Here is a 17,258-nt window from a genome sequence, read left to right as displayed (position 1 = left end):
GACGCTAGGTTCCAGTGAGAGGTCAGTCCGCCGTGTCGCGGGTTTCGGCCAGCAGTTTAATCGCCGCCGCGCCGACCTTGCGGACGGCGTCTTCAACCTGCGGCGTTGGTTTGGCAGCGTAGTTCATGCGCAGGCAATTGCGGTACTTGCCCGAGGCCGAAAAAATACTGCCCACCGCAATCTGTACGCCTTGGTCGTGCAGTGCGCGGTTGAGCTTGAGGGTGTCGAAACCGTCCGGCAATTCAACCCACAACATGAAGCTGCCCTGAGGACGACTGGCGCGAGTGCCGACGGGAAAATAACGGCTGACCCAGTCGATCATCAAGTCGCGATTACGCTGGTATTGGGTGCGCATCCGCCGCAAATGAGGCTCGAAATGCCCTCCTTTTAAGAACTCTGCGATGGCGATTTGCGGTTGTGGGGCGGTGGAGCCGGTGCTGATGTATTTCATGTGCAGCACCCGTTCCAGATACCGCCCCGGCGCGACCCAGCCAATACGCAAACCGGGGGCCAGGGTCTTGGAAAACGAACTGCAGAGCAACACGCGACCGTCCTCGTCGAAAGACTTGATCGTGCGCGGACGCGGGTAGCTGTACGCCAGTTCGCCATACACATCGTCCTCGATGATCGCCACGTCGAAACGCTGTGCCAGGCTCAAGAGCGCACGTTTTCGCGACTCCGGCATGATGTAGCCCAGAGGGTTGTTGCAGTTGGGGGTCAACTGTATGGCCTTTATCGGCCACTGTTCCAGGGCCAGTTCCAGGGCATCGAGGCTGATCCCGGTGAGCGGGTCGGTGGGGATTTCCAGGGCTTTCATGCCCAGGCCCTTGAGGGTTTGCATGGCGCCGTGAAAGCTTGGCGAGTCGACGGCAACGATGTCGCCCTGCTCGCACGTGGCGCGGATGCTGGTGGACAGCGCTTCATGGCAACCGGTGGTGATCACCAGGTCGTTGACGCCCAACTGGCAGCCGGAGTCCAGCAGCAGGCGCACCAGTTGTTCACGCAGTTCGAGGGTGCCGTAGATGTTGTCGTAATACAGGCCGGGCATGTCCTGGCGCCGACTGATCCGCGCGAGGCCGCGCAACAGCGGTTTCATGGTCGGCGTGGTGATGTCCGGCATGCCACGGCCCAGTTGCACCACGTCTTTGCGCGGCACGGCGCGGATCAGCTCCAGCACCTGGTCCCATTGGGAGATATCCACCGGGCGCTGGGCCGGCCGGCCAATGACCGGCAGCTCCGGCAACTCGCGCCCGACCGGTACGAAGTAACCGGACTTGGGTTTGGGCGTTGCCAGCCCGCCGTCCTCCAGCACCCGGTAGGCCTGCTGCACCGTACTCAGGCTGACCCCGTGTTCAACGCTCAGCGCCCGCACCGACGGCAGTCGGTCGCCGGGGCGGTAGAAGCCCTGTTCGATGCGTGTGCCGAGCAATTCGGCGAGGTTCACGTAGAGCGTCATGGTACTGCCTCGGCAAGTGAAATCAGGGAACCGGTACAGATGAAGTCGAAACCGATGATTCAGAACGTCAGGCGAGAATCTGTATGGAAATAATGCAGTCTCTTTGAATCTGTAATGCTTTTTGACGTCCGCGCATCATGGAAGCTCTGGTTATCCAAGTAAACAGGAGCGACAAAAATGAACGGCTTGAGCGATGTGCGGCTGACGTTACACAGCCAGGAACTGGTGGCAGGACAGGACAAGGGCTCCAGCGCGACCTGCGCTCGCAACGCCCCGACCGGTCTGGGCCGCTGGGCTCTGCTGTGGCATCACCTGCACACCCGCAAGGCCTTGCTGGAGCTGACGCCCGAGCAGTTGGACGACATCGGCTTGAGCCGTGAGCAGGCGCGGGAGGAGGGCCTGAAGCCGTTTTGGCGAATCTGAGTGTTGTGGTGTTCTTTAGAGCCATTCGCGAGCAAGCCCGCTCTCACATTAGATCTTCAGCGAACACAGATTTTGTGTTCGACAACGATCAAATGTGGGAGCGGGCGGGGCGGTGTGCCGATGCTCGCGAAAGTGTCGGCACAGACATCACAGATCTCTCAGACCCACTCTTTCATCCGGTGCCACAACATCCCCAGCGCCAGCAATGGCGAGCGCAGATGCTTGCCGCCCGGGAAGGTGATGTGCGGCACTTGGGCGAACAGGTCGAAGCCACGGCTTTGCTGGCCGCAGATCGCTTCGGCCAGCAGCTTGCCGGCGAGGTGGGTGGCGTTTACCCCGTGGCCCGAATAAGCCTGGGCGTAATACACGTTCGGATGCTGCTGGAGCCGGCCGATCTGCGGCAGGCGATTGGCGCCAATGCCGATCATCCCGCCCCATTGATAGTCGATCTTCACCCCGGCCAACTGCGGGAACACCTCGAGCATTTTCGGCCGCATGTAGGCGGCGATGTCCTGCGGGTCGCGACCGGAGTAATGGCAGGCACCGCCGAACAGCAAACGCCGATCGGCCGAGAGCCGGTAGTAATCCAGCGCCACGCGTTGATCGCAGACCGCCATGTTCTGCGGCAGCAATGCGTGGGCCTGGGCCTCGCTCAAGGGTTCCGTGGCAATGATGTAGCTGCCGGCGGGCAGCACTTTGCCGCTGAGCTCAGGGTTGAGGTCATTGAGGTAGGCGTTGCAGCCCAGCACCAGAGTCTTGGCGCGGACCGAGCCCTGGGCAGTATGGACCTTGACCTCGCTGCCGTAATCGATGCGTGTTACGGCGGATTGCTCGAACAGTTGCACGCCCAGTTGTTGGGCGGCGGCGGCTTCGCCCAGGGCCAGGTTCAACGGATGCAGATGGCCCGAGCCCATATCGATCAACCCCCCGACATAACGTGTGGAACCCACCACGCTGTGCATTTCGTTGGCTTGCAGCAGCCGGACTTCGTGGCGATAGCCGAGGCTGCGCAGTTCGGCGGCGTCTTCGGCAAAGCCTTCGAGGTCGCGGGGTTTGTTGGCGAGGTCGCAGTAGCCCCAGGTCAGGTCGCAGGCGATCTGAAAGCGTTCGACGCGCTGTCGGACGAGTTCCACCGCTTCCAGGCCCATGAGTTTCATCTCGCGAACGCCGTCGGTGCCGATCACGTTGGCGAACTGGTCGAGGCCATGGCCCACGCCGCGAATCAGTTGTCCGCCGTTGCGGCCACTGGCGCCCCAGCCAATCTTGTGGGCTTCCAGCAGCACTACGCTGAGGCCGCGTTCGGCCAGCTCGATTGCCGTGTTCAACCCGGAGAACCCGCCGCCGACCACGCACACGTCCACGACCCGTTCACCTGTGAGCACCGGATGGTCGGGCTGTGGCAGGCTGCTGGCGGCGTAGTAGGAAGCGGTGTGCTGGTGGCTCGGGACAGGTTGCTGAGCACGGGCATTCATGTGCGTAATCCTGATTATTGTGTGTGAAAAATTTGACGGAGCATAAGCCGGACCTTCTGCCAGGGGCAACACTGGTCGGCCAGCGCTGTCTGCCTTGCGTCTTTTAAGGCAAAATCCCGCCCCGTTCACTTCATCGGTACTTGCTTCAATGAGCTGCAACCGCCAGAAAATTCGTACGCTGCGGCAGCAGATTCCCTCGTTCGAGTGCGTGCCCGGCTGCCATGACTGCTGTGGGCCAGTGACGACGTCACCTGAAGAAATGTCCCGCCTGCCGCGCAAGACCAAGGCCGAGCAGGATGCGGCGATGGATGAACTGAACTGCGTTCACCTGGGCCCCAACGGCTGTACGGTGTACGACGAGCGCCCGCTGATCTGCCGATTGTTCGGCACCACGCCAACCCTGCCATGCCCCAATGGCCGCCGTCCGGTGGAGATGATTCATCCACGGGCCGAAAAACAGATTCATGAGTACATGGCCAGCACCCGGCAAGTATTGGTCTAGAAGCGGATCGAGTCGCTGCTTTCGCGAGCAAGCCCGCTCCCACACTCAAACTCTGTCGTACGCAACTCTGTGCCCACTGAAGATCTAATGTGGGAGCGGGCTTGCTCGCGAAAGCTATCCTCCGGACGACAATTTATTCAAGGCTGGCCCTCAATCCGGAATCGGCAGGCTCAGGCTCTCTTTCACTTCTTCCATCACGATGTAGCTCTTGGATTCACGCACATGCGGCAGCTTGAGCAGGATGTCGCCCAGCAGTTTGCGGTACGAGGCCATCTCGGAAATCCGCGCCTTCACCAGGTAATCGAAGTCCCCTGACACCAGGTGGCATTCCAGCACGTGAGGCAGTTTCAGCACGGCCCGTCGGAATTCTTCGAAGGTGTCGCCGGACTTGTAGTCGAGGCTGATTTCCACGAACACCAGCAGGCTCCCCTTGAGGTGCTGCGGGTTGAGCCGGGCGTTATAGCCCATGATGATTCCCTCGCGCTCCAGGCGCCGGACCCGCTCGGTGCAGGGCGTGGTCGACAACCCGACCTTCTCCCCAAGCTCCGTGAACGAGATCCGACCGTCTGCCTGAAGGATGCGCAGGATGTTGCGGTCGATCTTGTCCAGCTCTCGTTTGGTTTGAGTGTTCGTCCGCATAGGGGATGCTCCTCCGTGAAAAGGTTTTTTGCCGAGAATTGTCGCCAAATATAGGCACTTATATAGTGAAAAGCACTGGCCAATGTTTTTTACACTGCGCGCATCTGTGCTATGAACAATAAACGTCAGCGGTAAGCCGCGATGAGGGATATGAAAATGCGCGTTCTGGTCTTGGGTAGCGGCGTTATCGGTACCGCCAGTGCCTACTATCTGGCTCGGGCCGGTTTTGAAGTGACCGTCATCGACCGTCAACCAGCCGCGGCCATGGAAACCAGCTTCGCCAACGCAGGCCAGGTGTCGCCGGGCTATGCCTCGCCCTGGGCCGCGCCGGGCGTACCGCTCAAGGCCATCAAGTGGCTGTTGCAGCGCCACGCACCGCTGGCGATCAAGGCCACCGCCGATATCGGTCAATACCTGTGGATGGCGCAGATGCTGCGCAACTGCACGGCCAGCCGTTACGCGGTGAACAAGGAGCGCATGGTCCGTCTGTCCGAGTACAGCCGTGACTGCCTCGACGAGTTGCGTGCCGAAACCGGTATTGCCTACGAAGGCCGCAGCCTGGGGACGACCCAATTGTTTCGCACCCAGGCGCAACTCGATGGCGCGGCCAAAGACATCGCCGTCCTCAAGGAGTCCGGCGTACCGTTCGAACTGCTCGACCGCGCCGGCATTGCCCGCGTCGAACCGGCCCTGGCCAGTGTCACCGACATCCTCGCCGGTGCCCTGCGCCTGCCGAACGACCAGACGGGCGACTGCCAGATCTTCACCACGCGCCTGGCCGAAATGGCCACGAAACTGGGTGTGGAGTTCCGTTTTGACCAGGATATCCAGCGCCTCGACTTCGCCGGCGACCGTATCAACGGCGTGTGGATCGACGGCAAGCTGGAAACCGCTGACCGCTACGTCCTGGCACTCGGCAGCTACTCGCCGCAGTTGCTCAAGCCGCTGGGCATCAAGGCGCCGGTGTACCCGCTCAAGGGTTACTCCCTGACTGTGCCGATCACCAACCCGGCGATGGCCCCGACTTCGACCATTCTCGACGAGACCTACAAGGTCGCGATCACCCGTTTCGACAATCGCATTCGTGTGGGCGGCATGGCTGAAATAGCCGGTTTTGACCTGTCGCTTAACCCGCGTCGACGCGAAACCCTGGAGATGATCGTCAACGACCTTTATCCTCAGGGCGGCGATCTGGCCCAGGCGAGTTTCTGGACCGGCCTGCGTCCGACCACGCCGGACGGTACACCGATTGTCGGTGCGACCCCGTTCAGCAACCTGTTCCTGAACACCGGTCACGGCACGCTTGGCTGGACCATGGCGTGTGGTTCCGGTCGCTTGCTGGCCGATCTGATGGCGAAGAAAACGCCGCAGATCAGTGCCGAAGGTCTCGATATTTCCCGTTACGGCAACACCCATCAGGAGTCCGCAAAACATGTCAATCCAGCGCCAGCTCACCAATGAGCGCATGAGCCAGATCGTAGTCCACAACGGTACCGTGTACCTGGCAGGACAGGTCGGCGACGATATGAACGCCGGGATTGAACAGCAGACCCGTGAAACCCTCGCCAACATCGAGCGTTTGCTGGACCTGGCTGGCACCGACAAGAGCCGTCTGCTGTCGGTCACGATCTACCTCAAGGACATCGACGCGCATTTCGAAGGCATGAACAGTGTCTGGGACCAGTGGTTGCCAAAAGGTGTGGCCCCGGCCCGTGCAACGGTCGAGTCGAAACTGTGCGAGCCGCAAATTCTGGTCGAGCTGTCTGTCGTGGCCGCTCTGCCTTAACAACGATCCCTCTCCCGGCGCTACTGGCGGTTCACGCCACCGGTCAGCGCCGGTTTTTCTTCCCTCCATGACCGCCTAGAAGTCTGCCGCCATGCGTCCTGCCCGTGCCCTGATCGACCTTCAAGCCCTGCGTCACAACTACCAACTGGCCCGAGAAGTGACGGGGGCCAAGGCCCTCGCTGTTATCAAGGCCGATGCCTATGGCCATGGCGCGGTGCGCTGCGCCCAGGCCCTGGAGGCCGAGGCGGACGGTTTTGCCGTGGCGTGCATCGAAGAAGCGCTGGAGCTGCGTGCCGCGGGCATTCGTGCGCCGGTTCTGCTGCTCGAAGGTTTTTTCGAGGCCGACGAACTGCCGCTGATCGTTGAGCAGGATTTGTGGTGCGTGGTGCATTCGCTGTGGCAGCTCGAAGCTATCGAGCAGGCTGCGCTGAGCAAACCGATCACGGTCTGGTTGAAGCTCGACTCGGGCATGCACCGTGTCGGCCTGCATCCGGCGGATTATCAGTCGGCGTATCAGCGCCTGCTGGCCAGCGGCAAGGTCTCGAAGATCGTGCTGATGAGCCACTTCGCCCGCGCCGATGAATTGCACAGCAGCAGCGCTGCCGAGCAGGTAGCGGTGTTCGAAGCGGCGCGCCAGGGCTTGTCGGCGCAGGTCAGCCTGCGCAATTCGCCGGCCGTCCTTGGCTGGCCAGACGTGCCCAGCGACTGGGTGCGCCCGGGCATCATGCTCTACGGCGCCACGCCGTTTGAAGAGAGCAACGCCGTGGCTGACCGTTTGCAGCCGGTCATGACCCTGGAGTCAAAAGTCATCTGCGTACGTGAACTGCCGGCGGGCGAGCCGGTGGGGTATGGCGCAACGTTCATCACCCAGAAGCCGATGCGCATCGGCGTAGTGGCCATGGGGTATGCCGACGGCTACCCGCGTCAGGCACCGACCGGCACGCCGGTGCTGGTGGCCGGGCAGCGCAGCCAGTTGCTCGGGCGGGTGTCGATGGACATGTTGTGCGTCGACTTGACCGATGTGCCGCAGGCGGGCCTCGGCTCGACAGTCGAGTTGTGGGGTAAAAACATCCTGGCCAGCGACGTCGCCGCCGCCGCGGGCACTATCCCTTATCAGATTTTCTGCAACCTGCGCCGGGTGCCACTGCTCTATTGCGGGGCTTGAGGCTAAGCGAGCGTTACCGAAAGTTGCCTTCCTGAACAGGATTCAGGACCAAGTGTTGTAAATACTGAACGCTGTCGCCATGATACCGCTCATTATCCCTACAACCTGAATCCTGGGAGGCTAATGCATTGGACGTCGGTGAACGACTGCAATCCATCCGTAAACTGAAAGGTCTTTCCCAGCGTGAACTCGCCAAACGCGCGGGCGTCACCAACAGCACCATTTCGATGATCGAGAAAAACAGCGTCAGCCCCTCGATCAGTTCGCTGAGGAAGGTGCTTGGCGGCATTCCCATGTCCATGGTCGAGTTCTTTTCCGAAGAAATCCTTCAGGAAAAACCGACTCAGATTGTCTACAAGGCCAATGAGCTGATCGACATTTCCGATGGTGCAGTGACCATGAAGCTGGTCGGCAAGGCCCATCCGAGCCGGGCGATTGCATTTCTCAACGAAATCTACCCGCCAGGCGCCGATACCGGTGATGAAATGCTCACCCATGAGGGCGAGGAGACTGGCATTTTGGTGGAAGGCCGGCTGGAATTGGTCGTCGGGCTGGAGACATTCGTGCTCGAAGCCGGTGACAGCTACTATTTCGAGAGCACCAAGCCGCACCGTTTCCGAAATCCGTTCGATGCGCCGGCGCGACTAATCAGCGCAGCCACGCCCGCGAACTTCTAAGAAAGAGGCGTCCTGCAAGGTTTGCAGCGATGCCCGCAGTATTATTTCGCCATACAACAAGACCCCTTCGACTTTAGGGTTGTTTCAGTGTGGCGGGCTAACCGTTATACTTGCGCCCGCCTGCGAAACCGTGGCCGTGGGCGTGACTAGCCACCATTGAGGGTGTACGCGTGAACCTAATTATGAAAATGCTGGCCGCACCAGCAACCGTATTGGCCCTTTGGGCAGTCAGCGCTCAAGCTGCGACCAACGACGATATCGCTAAACGCCTTGAACCAGTCGGCCAGGTCTGTGTGCAAGGTCAAGAGTGCAAAGGGATGGAAGTCGCTGCTTCGGCAGGCGGCGGTGGGGCGAAAACCCCTGACGAAGTGATTGCAAAACATTGCAACGCTTGTCATGGCACTGGCCTGCTGGGCGCACCGAAAATTGGTGACGCTGGCGCCTGGAAAGAGCGTGCCGACCATCAGGGCGGCTTGTCCGGCCTGTTGGCAAAAGCCATCACCGGTCTGAACGCAATGCCGCCGAAAGGCACCTGCGCCGATTGCTCGGATGACGAGCTCAAAGGTGCAATCCAGAAGATGTCTGGCCTGAAATAAGCCTCATCTTCATCGAAAAAGCCGCTTACGAGCGGCTTTTTCGTGCCTGCGATTTGAGCGAAAGGCTGTTCATCGCGGTCAAGACGCGGCAAAGTCGGTCCCACCCCACTCATGGAAAGCCTGGAGGGTCTGATGGTGCAGTCGGTTTCAATCGAGCAAGCGGTCGACGACGTGCTCGCACGTTTGCCCGCACATATTCACCTGGGTATGCCGCTGGGCCTGGGCAAGCCCAACCGCTTCGTCAACGCGCTGTATCAACGCATCGTGCAACTGCCCGAGCGGCGGCTGACGGTGTACACGGCGTTGAGTCTTGGGCGTCCGGCGTTGGGCGACGGTTTGCAGCGGCGCTTTCTCGAGCCCTTCGTCGAGCGGGTGTTCGGTGACTACCCCGAGCTGGATTTTCTCGCGGCCCTGCACCGTGACAGCCTGCCGCCGAACATCCATATCGAGCAGTTTTTCATGCAACCCGGCAGCCTGTTGCACAGCGCCCAGGCCCAGCAGGACTACGTCAGCAGCAACTACAGCCACGCCGCGCGGGACATCAACGCAGCGGGTTTGAACCTGGTGGCGCAACTGGTGGCCCATGATCCGCAACAGCCGGATCGCCTGAGCCTGAGCTGCAACCCGGACATCACCCTCGACCTGTTGCCGATGATCGCCAAGCGCCGGGCCGCCGGGGAAACGATCCTGATGCTCGGGCAGGTCCACAGCGCTTTGCCTTACATGCCGGGCAGCGCTGAAGTCGAGCGTGATGCCTTCGACCTGCTGATCGACGAGCAGGAACACAGCACGCTGTTTTCCACGCCGAACATGCCGGTGGGGTGTCAGGACCATTTCATTGGCCTGCACGCCAGCACGCTGGTGCGCGACGGCGGTACCCTGCAGATCGGCATCGGCTCGATGGGCGATGCGCTGACCGCCGCGTTACTGGCGCGCCAGGCCGACAACGATGGCTATCGTTCGCTGCTGACTGATATGGACGTGCAGCACTGGGCACCCTTGATCAGCCGTGAAGGTGGTGTGGAACCGTTTGCCAAAGGGCTTTATGGTTGCAGCGAGATGTTCGTCAACGGCCTGCTGGCGCTGGCCGATGCCGGGGTCGTGCGGCGCAAGGTCTACCCGAGTGTCGCCCTGCAACAGCAAGCCAATGCCGGCACCCTCGATCCAGCGTCCCAGGCGGGCGGCATCTCGGTGCATGGCGGGTTTTTCCTCGGGCCGCGCAGCTTCTATCAACGACTGCGCGAGCTGCCGAAAAGCAAACTGGCCGAGTTCGACATGACCGCCATCAGCTACATCAACGAGCTCTACGGTCAGGAAGAACTCAAGCGCTTGCAGCGTCTGGACGCGCGTTTCATCAACAGCGCGTTCACCATGACCTTGCTCGGTGCCGGGGTGGCGGATCAACTGGAGGACGGGCGCGTGCTCAGCGGTGTGGGCGGGCAGTACAACTTTGTCGCACAGGGTCATGCGCTGGAAGGTGGGCGGTCGATCCTGATCCTGCGCAGCTGGCGCGAGGCGGGTGGTGACGTGAGTTCGAACATTGTCTGGGAATACGGGCATTGCACCATTCCCCGACACCTGCGCGACATTGTGATTACCGAGTACGGGATTGCCGACTTACGCGGCAAGTCCGATGCGAAGGTGATCGAAGCGCTGCTGAACATCAGCGATTCACGCTTCCAGGCTGGTTTGATCGAGCAGGCGCAGAAGGCCGGTAAGCTGGCCAAGGATTTCGTCCTCGATCCGCGCTTTGCCGACAACACCCCGCAGCGTTTGCAGGCCATTGCAGCGCGTCATCCGCACTTGTTCCCGGAATATCCGTTGGGCAGCGATTTCAGCAGCGAAGAGCGGGATTTGTTGCGGGCGCTGAACTGGCTCAAGAGCAAGTTCAAACTCACGGAGATCCTGGAGCTGGGCAAAGCCGCACTGGATGCCCCCGAACCGTCCGACTATCCGGCTCACCTTGAGCGCATGCAGCTGACCAACCCGCAAGGGCTGAAGGAGGACCTGTATCAGCGATTGCTGCTGGCAGGCTTGAAGGCCACTGCACTTTAACGATCTGCACAAACCAAATGTGGGAGCGGGCTTGCTCGCGAAGGGGCCGTGTCAGCCAACATCGATGTTGACTGATACTCCGCCTTCGCGAGCAAGCCCGCTCCCACAGGGGGATATGCGGTGTGGCGGGTTATTCGATAAAGGTCACAACGCCGCCGGCCAGGGACTTGACCCGTGCCAGGGATTCGACGCGGTAGCCTTGCGAGTCCAGCTCGGCACGGCCGCCCTGAAACGATTTCTCGATGACGATGCCCAGGCCCGCCACGGTTGCGCCAGCCTGCTTGATGATCGAAATCAGCGCCTGCGAGGCCTTACCGTTGGCCAGGAAGTCGTCGATGATCAGCACGCGGTCGCTGCTGGTCAGGTGACGCGGGGAGATGGCCACGGTGCTTTCGGTCTGCTTGGTGAACGAGTACACGGTCGCCGACAGCAGGTTTTCAGTCAGGGTCAGGGACTGGTGCTTGCGGGCGAAGATCACCGGCACGCCCAGGTTCAGACCGGTCATGATTGCAGGTGCAATGCCCGATGCCTCGATGGTGACGATCTTGGTGATACCTGAATCCTTGAACAGCGCGGCGAATTCGTCGCCGATCAGCTTCATCAAGGCCGGGTCGATCTGATGGTTCAGAAAGGCGTCGACCTTCAGGACCTGATCGGAAAGCACGATGCCTTCTTCGCGAATTTTCTTGTGCAGTGCGTCCATGAAGCTTTCCTCTACTGGCGCCCAGGCACTGTGAAAACTACTACGTTCGGTAATCCTGCGTTAAAAACAGGCTCGGAATGCTCATTTACAGCCAGTAAACTCCGCTTCCTCGCCTGTTTTTGCCTTGTCTTACCTTCGCTCGCTACGTTTTCACAGCGCCTGGCGTACGTCGATATTTAGTTAAAAAGTAATCAATTCTAGCGCTTTAGCATCGCGCGGATATCCGCCAATGCGGTATTGCCGCGAACGGCTTTGACTTCGGTCGGTGTGTCGTCGTTGCCTTCCCACGCCAGGTCGTCCGGCGGCAGCTCATCAAGGAAGCGGCTCGGCGCGCAGTCGATGATCTCACCGTACTGTTTGCGCTTGGCCGCGAAGGTGAAGGCCAGGGTCTGACGGGCGCGGGTAATTCCCACGTAGGCCAGGCGGCGTTCTTCTTCGATGGTGTCGGCTTCGATACTGGAGCGGTGCGGGAGGATTTCCTCTTCCATGCCCATGATGAACACGTAGGGGAACTCCAGGCCCTTGGAAGCATGCAAGGTCATCATCTGTACACCTTCGGCGCCGTCTTCCTCTTCCTGCTGACGTTCGAGCATGTCACGCAGAACCAGCTTGCCGATGGCGTCTTCGACGGTCATGTCGCCGTCTTCGTCTTTTTCCAGGGTGTTCTTCAGCGCCTCGATCAGGAACCAGACGTTCCCCATGCGGTAATCGGCGGCTTTGTCGCTGGAGCTGTTGGTGCGCAGCCAGTTCTCGTAGTCGATGTCCATGACCATGCTGCGAAGTGCCGAGATCGGGTCTTCGCCGGCGCACTGCTCGCGCACCTTGTCCATGAAGCGCTTGAAGCGTGACAGGCGATCGGTGAAGCGCGTATCCAGATGCTCGCCCAGGCCGATTTCGTCAGTGGCGGCGTACATCGAGATTTTGCGTTCGGTGGCGTAGTTACCTAGCTTTTCCAGGGTCGTCGAACCGATTTCCCGGCGTGGGACGTTGATCACGCGCAGGAAGGCGTTGTCGTCATCCGGGTTCACGATCAGGCGGAAGTAGGCCATCAGGTCTTTCACCTCCTGACGTCCGAAAAAGCTGTTGCCGCCCGACAGGCGATAAGGAATCTGGTGATGCTGCAGCTTCAGCTCGATCAGCTTGGCCTGGTAGTTACCGCGATACAGGATCGCGAAATCGCTGTACGGGCGGTCGGTACGCAGGTGCAGGGTGAGGATTTCCACGGCCACGCGCTCAGCTTCGGCGTCTTCGTTGCGGCAGCGGATCACCCTGATCTCGTCGCCGTGGCCCATTTCGCTCCACAGTTGTTTTTCGAACTCGTGAGGGTTGTTCGAAATCAGCACGTTGGCACAACGCAGGATACGGCTGGTGGAGCGGTAATTCTGTTCAAGCATGACCACTTTCAAGGACGGATAGTCGTCCTTGAGCAGCATCAGGTTTTCCGGGCGGGCGCCGCGCCAGGCGTAGATCGACTGGTCGTCGTCGCCCACCACGGTGAACTGGTTGCGTGTACCAATCAGCAACTTCACCAGCAGGTATTGGCTGGCGTTGGTGTCCTGGTACTCGTCCACCAGCAGGTAACGGACCTTGTTCTGCCACTTTTCGAGGATGTCGGCGTGTTCCTGGAACAGCTTCACCGGCAGCAGGATCAGGTCGTCGAAGTCCACTGCGTTGAACGCCTTGAGCGTGCGCTGGTAGTGGGTGTAGACGATGGCTGCGGTCTGCTCCTTGGGATTGCGTGCGTTTTCCAGGGCTTCAGGCGGCAGGATCAGGTCGTTTTTCCAGGAGCCGATCATGTTCTTGATTTCGTCGACGCCGTCGTCGCCTGCGTACTCCTTCTGCATGATGTCGGTCATCAGGGCTTTGACGTCGGTCTCGTCGAAGATCGAGAAACCGGGTTTGTAGCCCAGCCGCACATGCTCCTTGCGGATGATGTTCAGCCCCAGGTTGTGGAATGTGCACACCGTCAGCCCGCGTCCTTCACCGCCCTTGAGCAGGGTGCCGACCCGTTCTTTCATCTCGCGCGCGGCCTTGTTGGTAAAGGTCATGGCGACGATGTACTGGGCGCGAATTCCGCAGTTTTGGATCAGGTGGGCGATTTTGCGGGTGATCACGCTGGTTTTGCCGGAGCCTGCACCGGCGAGCACCAAAAGAGGGCCGCCGACGTAGCTCACGGCTTCTTGCTGCCGGGGATTGAGTCGGGACATACGGAAATAGGAAGTCGTTTGCGAAAAGGGCGGGCATTTTAACAGGCTGGACGGATTCTGCCGCCTTCTCCGACTTGTGACGCAGCACGCGATCTAAATTTGCCGGTTTTGATACTTTCCCGCAGGATGCGGGGTGAATTTGCGTCTAATGTTCGATTCAGAGCGGTACAAAATAGTGTTTGATAATCAATAGCATTTGTCATTGTCTATCAGCGCGTCATAATACCCGCCGCCAACCTCTTTGCAGAGTCTAGGGAGCTAGCTTGTCTACGCCTGTCGAACCCTTGCGTTTGCTGCTACTGGCCGAAGAACCAGCGTGGGCAGCGTTGTTGCGCGAGTGTCTGGCTCCAATGGGGAGCTCGGCCGTGTTGATCAGTGCGCCGACCTGGGAGTCGGTCAGCAGTCTGTTTACGGACAACCGCAGTGCGGTTTTGCTGACCACTGCGACACTCCAGCCAGACCCCGGCCGTTGCAGCCTGCCAACGGTATTGTTGCTCAATCACGAACCCGCCACGCCACCGGACGGTGTCAGCGACTGGCTGGTACGCGATGCACTGGATGTGGACACATTGCGTCGGTGCCTGCGCCACGTGCGCGAGCGCGGCGTACTGGAAAACACCTTGCAGCGCCTGGCCGAACAGGACCCGCTCACCGGCATCGCCAACCGCCAGGGTTTCCAGACCCTGCTGGCAGCGCGCCTGGCAGAGAACGAAGGGCGCGGCCTGGCCCTCGGTCACCTCGACCTCGATAACTTTCGCCACGCCAATGATGCCTTGGGTCACCAGGCCGGTGACCGGCTGATCCTGCAAGTGGTCTCGCGGCTCAAGAGCCAGCTGGAGGCCGGCGATCAACTGGCGCGCCTGGGCAGCGACGAGTTTGCCTTGCTGATCGACACCCGCCGCGCCCCGCAACGCGCCGAATGGATGGCCGAGCGCATCACCGAGGCCATGGCCGAACCCTACTGGGTCGACGGCGAAAGCCTGTTGATCGGTTGCAGCCTGGGCATTGCCCACGCACGCGCCCAGGCCGGTGCCGACCCGCTGATGTGGCATGCGCACATTGCGATGCAGCAAGCCAAAAGCACGCAGGGCTGCACCTTTCACATCTTCAATGAACGCATCAATCGCAACGCCCGCAGCCTCGCCGACCTCGAAAGCGAGTTGCGCCGGGCGTTGCGCCGCGATGAGCTGGAGCTGCATTACCAGCCGCGCCTGAACCTGCACGACGGGCAAATCGTCGGCCTTGAAGCGCTGGTGCGTTGGCGCCATGGCGAGCGCGGCTTGTTGCCGCCCAGCGAGTTTGTGCCGTTGGCCGAGCAGAGTGGCTTGATTGTGCCGCTGGGCTATTGGGTGATTTCCCGGGCCCTGCGTGACATGCAGGCGCTACGCGAACGCGGCCTGCCGCCGCTGCACATGGCGGTGAACCTGTCGTTCCGTCAGTTCCAGGACAGTCAGTTGCTCTCGACCCTGAGTCGGCTGATTGCCGAGCGCGGGGTAGAAGCGCAATGGCTGGAGTTCGAACTGACCGAAACCGCCGTGATGCGCCGCAGTGATCTGGTCAAGCAGACCATGGATGCGCTGGGTCGCTTGGGCGTGCGGTTTTCGCTGGACGATTTCGGCACGGGGTTTTCATCCTTTGTGCACCTCAACAGCCTGCCGATTGCCTTGCTGAAGATCGACAAGAGTTTTGTCGGCGGCATGGAGCAGCGTGAAGAGAACCGCAAACTGGTGCACGCGATGATCAACCTGGCCCACAACCTGAACCTGGAAGTGGTCGCCGAGGGCGTCGAGACGCCGGAGCAGCTGGATTTGCTCAGGGGCTATGGCTGCGATCAGGTGCAGGGTTACCTGATCAGCAAACCCTTGCCGTTGGCGGAGCTGGTTGAGTATTTGACCTTTGGTTCCAGCCAGCAGCCGATGCTGGAAATCGTGAGCTGACCACAAACAACCTATGGGAGGCTGTGTGGCGAGGGAGCTTGCTCCCGCTCGGCTGCGAAGCAGTCGCAAAGGTTTTGGGGCCGCTCCGCGACCCAGCGGGAGCAAGCTCCCTCGCCACACAAACCCGCTCCCACAGGTTCATCAATCCGGCTGAGTCATCTGAAAACCAGCCTGCGACGCCGGCTCACGCGTGATCATCCGCTTCACCTTCCACTCAAATGCCAGTGTCAGGCTCACCGCCGCACATGCCAGCCCCAGTGCCAGGCCCCACCAGACGCCGGTTGGGCCCCAGTTGAGGTGGAAGGCCATCCACCATGCGGCCGGTGCGCCGATCAGCCAGTAGCAACCGAGGCCGACCAGGAACGTGGTCTTCGCGTCTTTCAACCCGCGAATGCACCCCATGGCGATGGTCTGGGTGCCGTCGAAAAACTCGAACCACGCCGCCACCATCAACAGGCTCACGGCCAACTCAATGACCTCGCGGAACGCCGGATCATTGTGGTCCAGGAACAGCCCCACCAATTGGTTGGGCAGAAGCCAGAAGACCATCGCGAACCCGAGCATCGCCGCGCCGCCAAAGGCAATTCCGACGCGCCCGGCCAGCCGTGCGTCGAGCAGTTGCCCGGCACCGTAATGCTGGCCGATGCGCATGGTGATCGCATAGGAAAGCCCGGCCGGAATCATGAACGCCACCGAGACGATTTGCAGGGCGATCTGGTGTGCTGCCAATTGCGTGCTGCCCATGGTGCCCATGCACAGTGCGGCAAATGCGAACAACCCGACTTCCACCGCGTAGGTGCCGCCAATCGGCAGGCCCAGGCGCCACAGCTCCCTCAGGTACTGGTGGTTGGGCCGCGACAGGCCTTTGCGCAGTGGATAGGCGTCGTAGGCCGGATGCCGGCGAATATGCCAGGCTAGGCCCAGCGCCATGCAGTTGGCGACGATGGCCGTGACCAGGCCAATCCCCATCAGGCCCATTTTCGGCAGGCCGAACATGCCGGTAATCAGCGCATAGTTGAGCAGGAAGTTGGCCACGGTCCCGACGAGGCTGATGACCATCACCGGAGTCGCCCGGCCGATGGCGCTGGTAAAGCCGCGCAAGGCCATGAAACTCAGGTAGCCGGGCAGGGCGAACGGCAGAATCAGCAGGAACTGGCCGGCTGCCTGCACGTTGGTTTCGGTCTGGCCGAACAGCAGCAACACCGGTTTGAGGTTCCACAGCAACAGGCCCGCCACCAGCGCCATCAGCCATGCCAGCCACAACCCTGCTTGAGTCAGGCGGGCGGCGCCTTCGATGTCACCGGCACCCTGACGGATCGCCACCAGCGTGCCGACCGCCGCGATCACACCGATGCAGAAAATCGACACGAACGAATAGGTCGCCGCGCCCAGACCTCCACCGGCCAACGCCTCCGGGCTGAGTTTGGCCATCATCAAGGTGTCGGTGAGCACCATCAGCATGTGCGCCAACTGCGAGGCGATCAGCGGCCCGGCCAGCCGCAGGATGGCCCAGAGTTCGGTACGTGCCGGATGCTGCATGATCATCACACTCGTAAATTCACAGGGACGGGGAAGGGCTGATTCTCGGCGCTCTGCCGGGATTGCACAAAGGGATAAAAAAGATTGGTGGCATGATTAAA

General features: G+C 60.8%; 15 protein-coding genes. 9 read left to right on the top strand and 6 right to left on the bottom strand.

What is annotated here, in order from left to right; genetic code table 11:
- Positions 1-22 precede the first annotated feature (22 nt).
- The gene (locus AC1Z1G_RS26675) at positions 23-1,456 is read right to left on the bottom strand and encodes an aminotransferase-like domain-containing protein (protein ID WP_483623517.1); all 1,434 of its coding nucleotides are present in this window, start codon (positions 1,454-1,456) and stop codon (positions 23-25) included.
- 177 nt (positions 1,457-1,633) lie between these two features.
- Here AC1Z1G_RS26675 and AC1Z1G_RS26670 point away from each other — a divergent pair, with 177 nt between their 5' ends.
- A complete protein-coding gene (locus tag AC1Z1G_RS26670) occupies positions 1,634-1,879 on the top strand; it encodes a DUF1127 domain-containing protein (RefSeq protein WP_483623516.1) in 246 nt (81 codons plus the stop codon).
- Between the two features lie 158 nt (positions 1,880-2,037).
- Here the strand turns inward: AC1Z1G_RS26670 and AC1Z1G_RS26665 are convergent, their stop codons facing one another.
- Positions 2,038-3,351 (bottom strand): NAD(P)/FAD-dependent oxidoreductase, encoded by a 1,314-nt coding sequence (locus AC1Z1G_RS26665; RefSeq protein ID WP_483623514.1) that lies wholly within the window; start codon positions 3,349-3,351, stop codon positions 2,038-2,040.
- 148 nt (positions 3,352-3,499) lie between these two features.
- Between AC1Z1G_RS26665 and AC1Z1G_RS26660 the strand changes: the two genes are divergently transcribed.
- Positions 3,500-3,853, top strand: coding sequence for a YkgJ family cysteine cluster protein (locus AC1Z1G_RS26660; RefSeq protein ID WP_347902697.1), 354 nt, complete (start codon positions 3,500-3,502; stop codon positions 3,851-3,853).
- Between the two features lie 150 nt (positions 3,854-4,003).
- Here AC1Z1G_RS26660 and AC1Z1G_RS26655 read toward each other — a convergent pair whose 3' ends face one another.
- Positions 4,004-4,492, bottom strand: coding sequence for an Lrp/AsnC ligand binding domain-containing protein (locus tag AC1Z1G_RS26655; protein ID WP_003177284.1), 489 nt, complete (start codon positions 4,490-4,492; stop codon positions 4,004-4,006).
- A 156-nt stretch (positions 4,493-4,648) separates the two neighbouring features.
- Here AC1Z1G_RS26655 and dadA point away from each other — a divergent pair, with 156 nt between their 5' ends.
- The 6 genes from dadA (at position 4,649) to AC1Z1G_RS26625 (ending at position 10,771) form a co-directional block, all read left to right on the top strand.
- Positions 4,649-5,953 (top strand): D-amino acid dehydrogenase, encoded by a 1,305-nt coding sequence (dadA, locus tag AC1Z1G_RS26650; RefSeq protein WP_483623512.1) that lies wholly within the window; start codon positions 4,649-4,651, stop codon positions 5,951-5,953.
- Positions 5,925-6,278 carry a RidA family protein gene (locus AC1Z1G_RS26645; RefSeq protein WP_483623510.1) on the top strand — a complete coding sequence of 118 codons (354 nt, stop codon included), beginning with the start codon at positions 5,925-5,927 and terminating at the stop codon, positions 6,276-6,278. Before dadA ends, AC1Z1G_RS26645 begins: the two co-directional genes overlap by 29 nt.
- A gap of 91 nt (positions 6,279-6,369) precedes the next feature.
- Complete coding sequence (alr, locus tag AC1Z1G_RS26640) at positions 6,370-7,443, top strand: alanine racemase (protein WP_483623508.1); 1,074 nt, start codon at positions 6,370-6,372, stop codon at positions 7,441-7,443.
- Between the two features lie 128 nt (positions 7,444-7,571).
- Positions 7,572-8,120 carry a cupin domain-containing protein gene (locus AC1Z1G_RS26635; RefSeq protein WP_483623507.1) on the top strand — a complete coding sequence of 183 codons (549 nt, stop codon included), beginning with the start codon at positions 7,572-7,574 and terminating at the stop codon, positions 8,118-8,120.
- Between the two features lie 182 nt (positions 8,121-8,302).
- Positions 8,303-8,716 carry a c-type cytochrome gene (locus AC1Z1G_RS26630; RefSeq protein ID WP_347902692.1) on the top strand — a complete coding sequence of 138 codons (414 nt, stop codon included), beginning with the start codon at positions 8,303-8,305 and terminating at the stop codon, positions 8,714-8,716.
- 132 nt (positions 8,717-8,848) lie between these two features.
- Complete coding sequence (locus AC1Z1G_RS26625) at positions 8,849-10,771, top strand: acetyl-CoA hydrolase/transferase C-terminal domain-containing protein (RefSeq protein ID WP_483623505.1); 1,923 nt, start codon at positions 8,849-8,851, stop codon at positions 10,769-10,771.
- A 130-nt stretch (positions 10,772-10,901) separates the two neighbouring features.
- On the opposite strand, the gene AC1Z1G_RS26620 is transcribed toward AC1Z1G_RS26625, so the two are convergent.
- Together AC1Z1G_RS26620 and rep are read right to left on the bottom strand one after the other, a co-directional pair.
- Positions 10,902-11,474, bottom strand: coding sequence for a xanthine phosphoribosyltransferase (locus AC1Z1G_RS26620; protein WP_347902691.1), 573 nt, complete (start codon positions 11,472-11,474; stop codon positions 10,902-10,904).
- Positions 11,475-11,671: 197 nt separating this feature from the next.
- The gene (gene rep, locus AC1Z1G_RS26615) at positions 11,672-13,681 is read right to left on the bottom strand and encodes a DNA helicase Rep (protein WP_483623503.1); all 2,010 of its coding nucleotides are present in this window, start codon (positions 13,679-13,681) and stop codon (positions 11,672-11,674) included.
- 263 nt (positions 13,682-13,944) lie between these two features.
- On the opposite strand from rep, the gene AC1Z1G_RS26610 reads away from it, so the two are divergent.
- Positions 13,945-15,618, top strand: coding sequence for a putative bifunctional diguanylate cyclase/phosphodiesterase (locus tag AC1Z1G_RS26610; protein WP_483623501.1), 1,674 nt, complete (start codon positions 13,945-13,947; stop codon positions 15,616-15,618).
- 141 nt (positions 15,619-15,759) lie between these two features.
- Here AC1Z1G_RS26610 and AC1Z1G_RS26605 read toward each other — a convergent pair whose 3' ends face one another.
- Entirely contained in the window at positions 15,760-17,157 is a 1,398-nt protein-coding gene (locus tag AC1Z1G_RS26605) for a NorM family multidrug efflux MATE transporter (protein ID WP_483623500.1), read from the bottom strand.
- Positions 17,158-17,258: the final 101 nt, after the last annotated feature.

The sequence above is a fragment of the Pseudomonas sp. JL27(2026) genome, from assembly GCF_056933555.1.
Note: the sequence above shows the minus strand (reverse complement) of the source record. Positions and strands in the feature narration are given on the sequence as shown.

Coding starts and splice junctions, on each gene's coding strand:
- AC1Z1G_RS26675 (WP_483623517.1), bottom strand. CDS start 1,456: ATGACGCTCTACGTGAACCTCGCCGAATTGCTCGGCACACGCATCGAA.
- AC1Z1G_RS26670 (WP_483623516.1), top strand. CDS start 1,634: ATGAACGGCTTGAGCGATGTGCGGCTGACGTTACACAGCCAGGAACTG.
- AC1Z1G_RS26665 (WP_483623514.1), bottom strand. CDS start 3,351: ATGAATGCCCGTGCTCAGCAACCTGTCCCGAGCCACCAGCACACCGCT.
- AC1Z1G_RS26660 (WP_347902697.1), top strand. CDS start 3,500: ATGAGCTGCAACCGCCAGAAAATTCGTACGCTGCGGCAGCAGATTCCC.
- AC1Z1G_RS26655 (WP_003177284.1), bottom strand. CDS start 4,492: ATGCGGACGAACACTCAAACCAAACGAGAGCTGGACAAGATCGACCGC.
- dadA (WP_483623512.1), top strand. CDS start 4,649: ATGCGCGTTCTGGTCTTGGGTAGCGGCGTTATCGGTACCGCCAGTGCC.
- AC1Z1G_RS26645 (WP_483623510.1), top strand. CDS start 5,925: ATGTCAATCCAGCGCCAGCTCACCAATGAGCGCATGAGCCAGATCGTA.
- alr (WP_483623508.1), top strand. CDS start 6,370: ATGCGTCCTGCCCGTGCCCTGATCGACCTTCAAGCCCTGCGTCACAAC.
- AC1Z1G_RS26630 (WP_347902692.1), top strand. CDS start 8,303: ATGAAAATGCTGGCCGCACCAGCAACCGTATTGGCCCTTTGGGCAGTC.
- AC1Z1G_RS26625 (WP_483623505.1), top strand. CDS start 8,849: ATGGTGCAGTCGGTTTCAATCGAGCAAGCGGTCGACGACGTGCTCGCA.
- AC1Z1G_RS26620 (WP_347902691.1), bottom strand. CDS start 11,474: ATGGACGCACTGCACAAGAAAATTCGCGAAGAAGGCATCGTGCTTTCC.
- rep (WP_483623503.1), bottom strand. CDS start 13,681: ATGTCCCGACTCAATCCCCGGCAGCAAGAAGCCGTGAGCTACGTCGGC.
- AC1Z1G_RS26605 (WP_483623500.1), bottom strand. CDS start 17,157: ATGCAGCATCCGGCACGTACCGAACTCTGGGCCATCCTGCGGCTGGCC.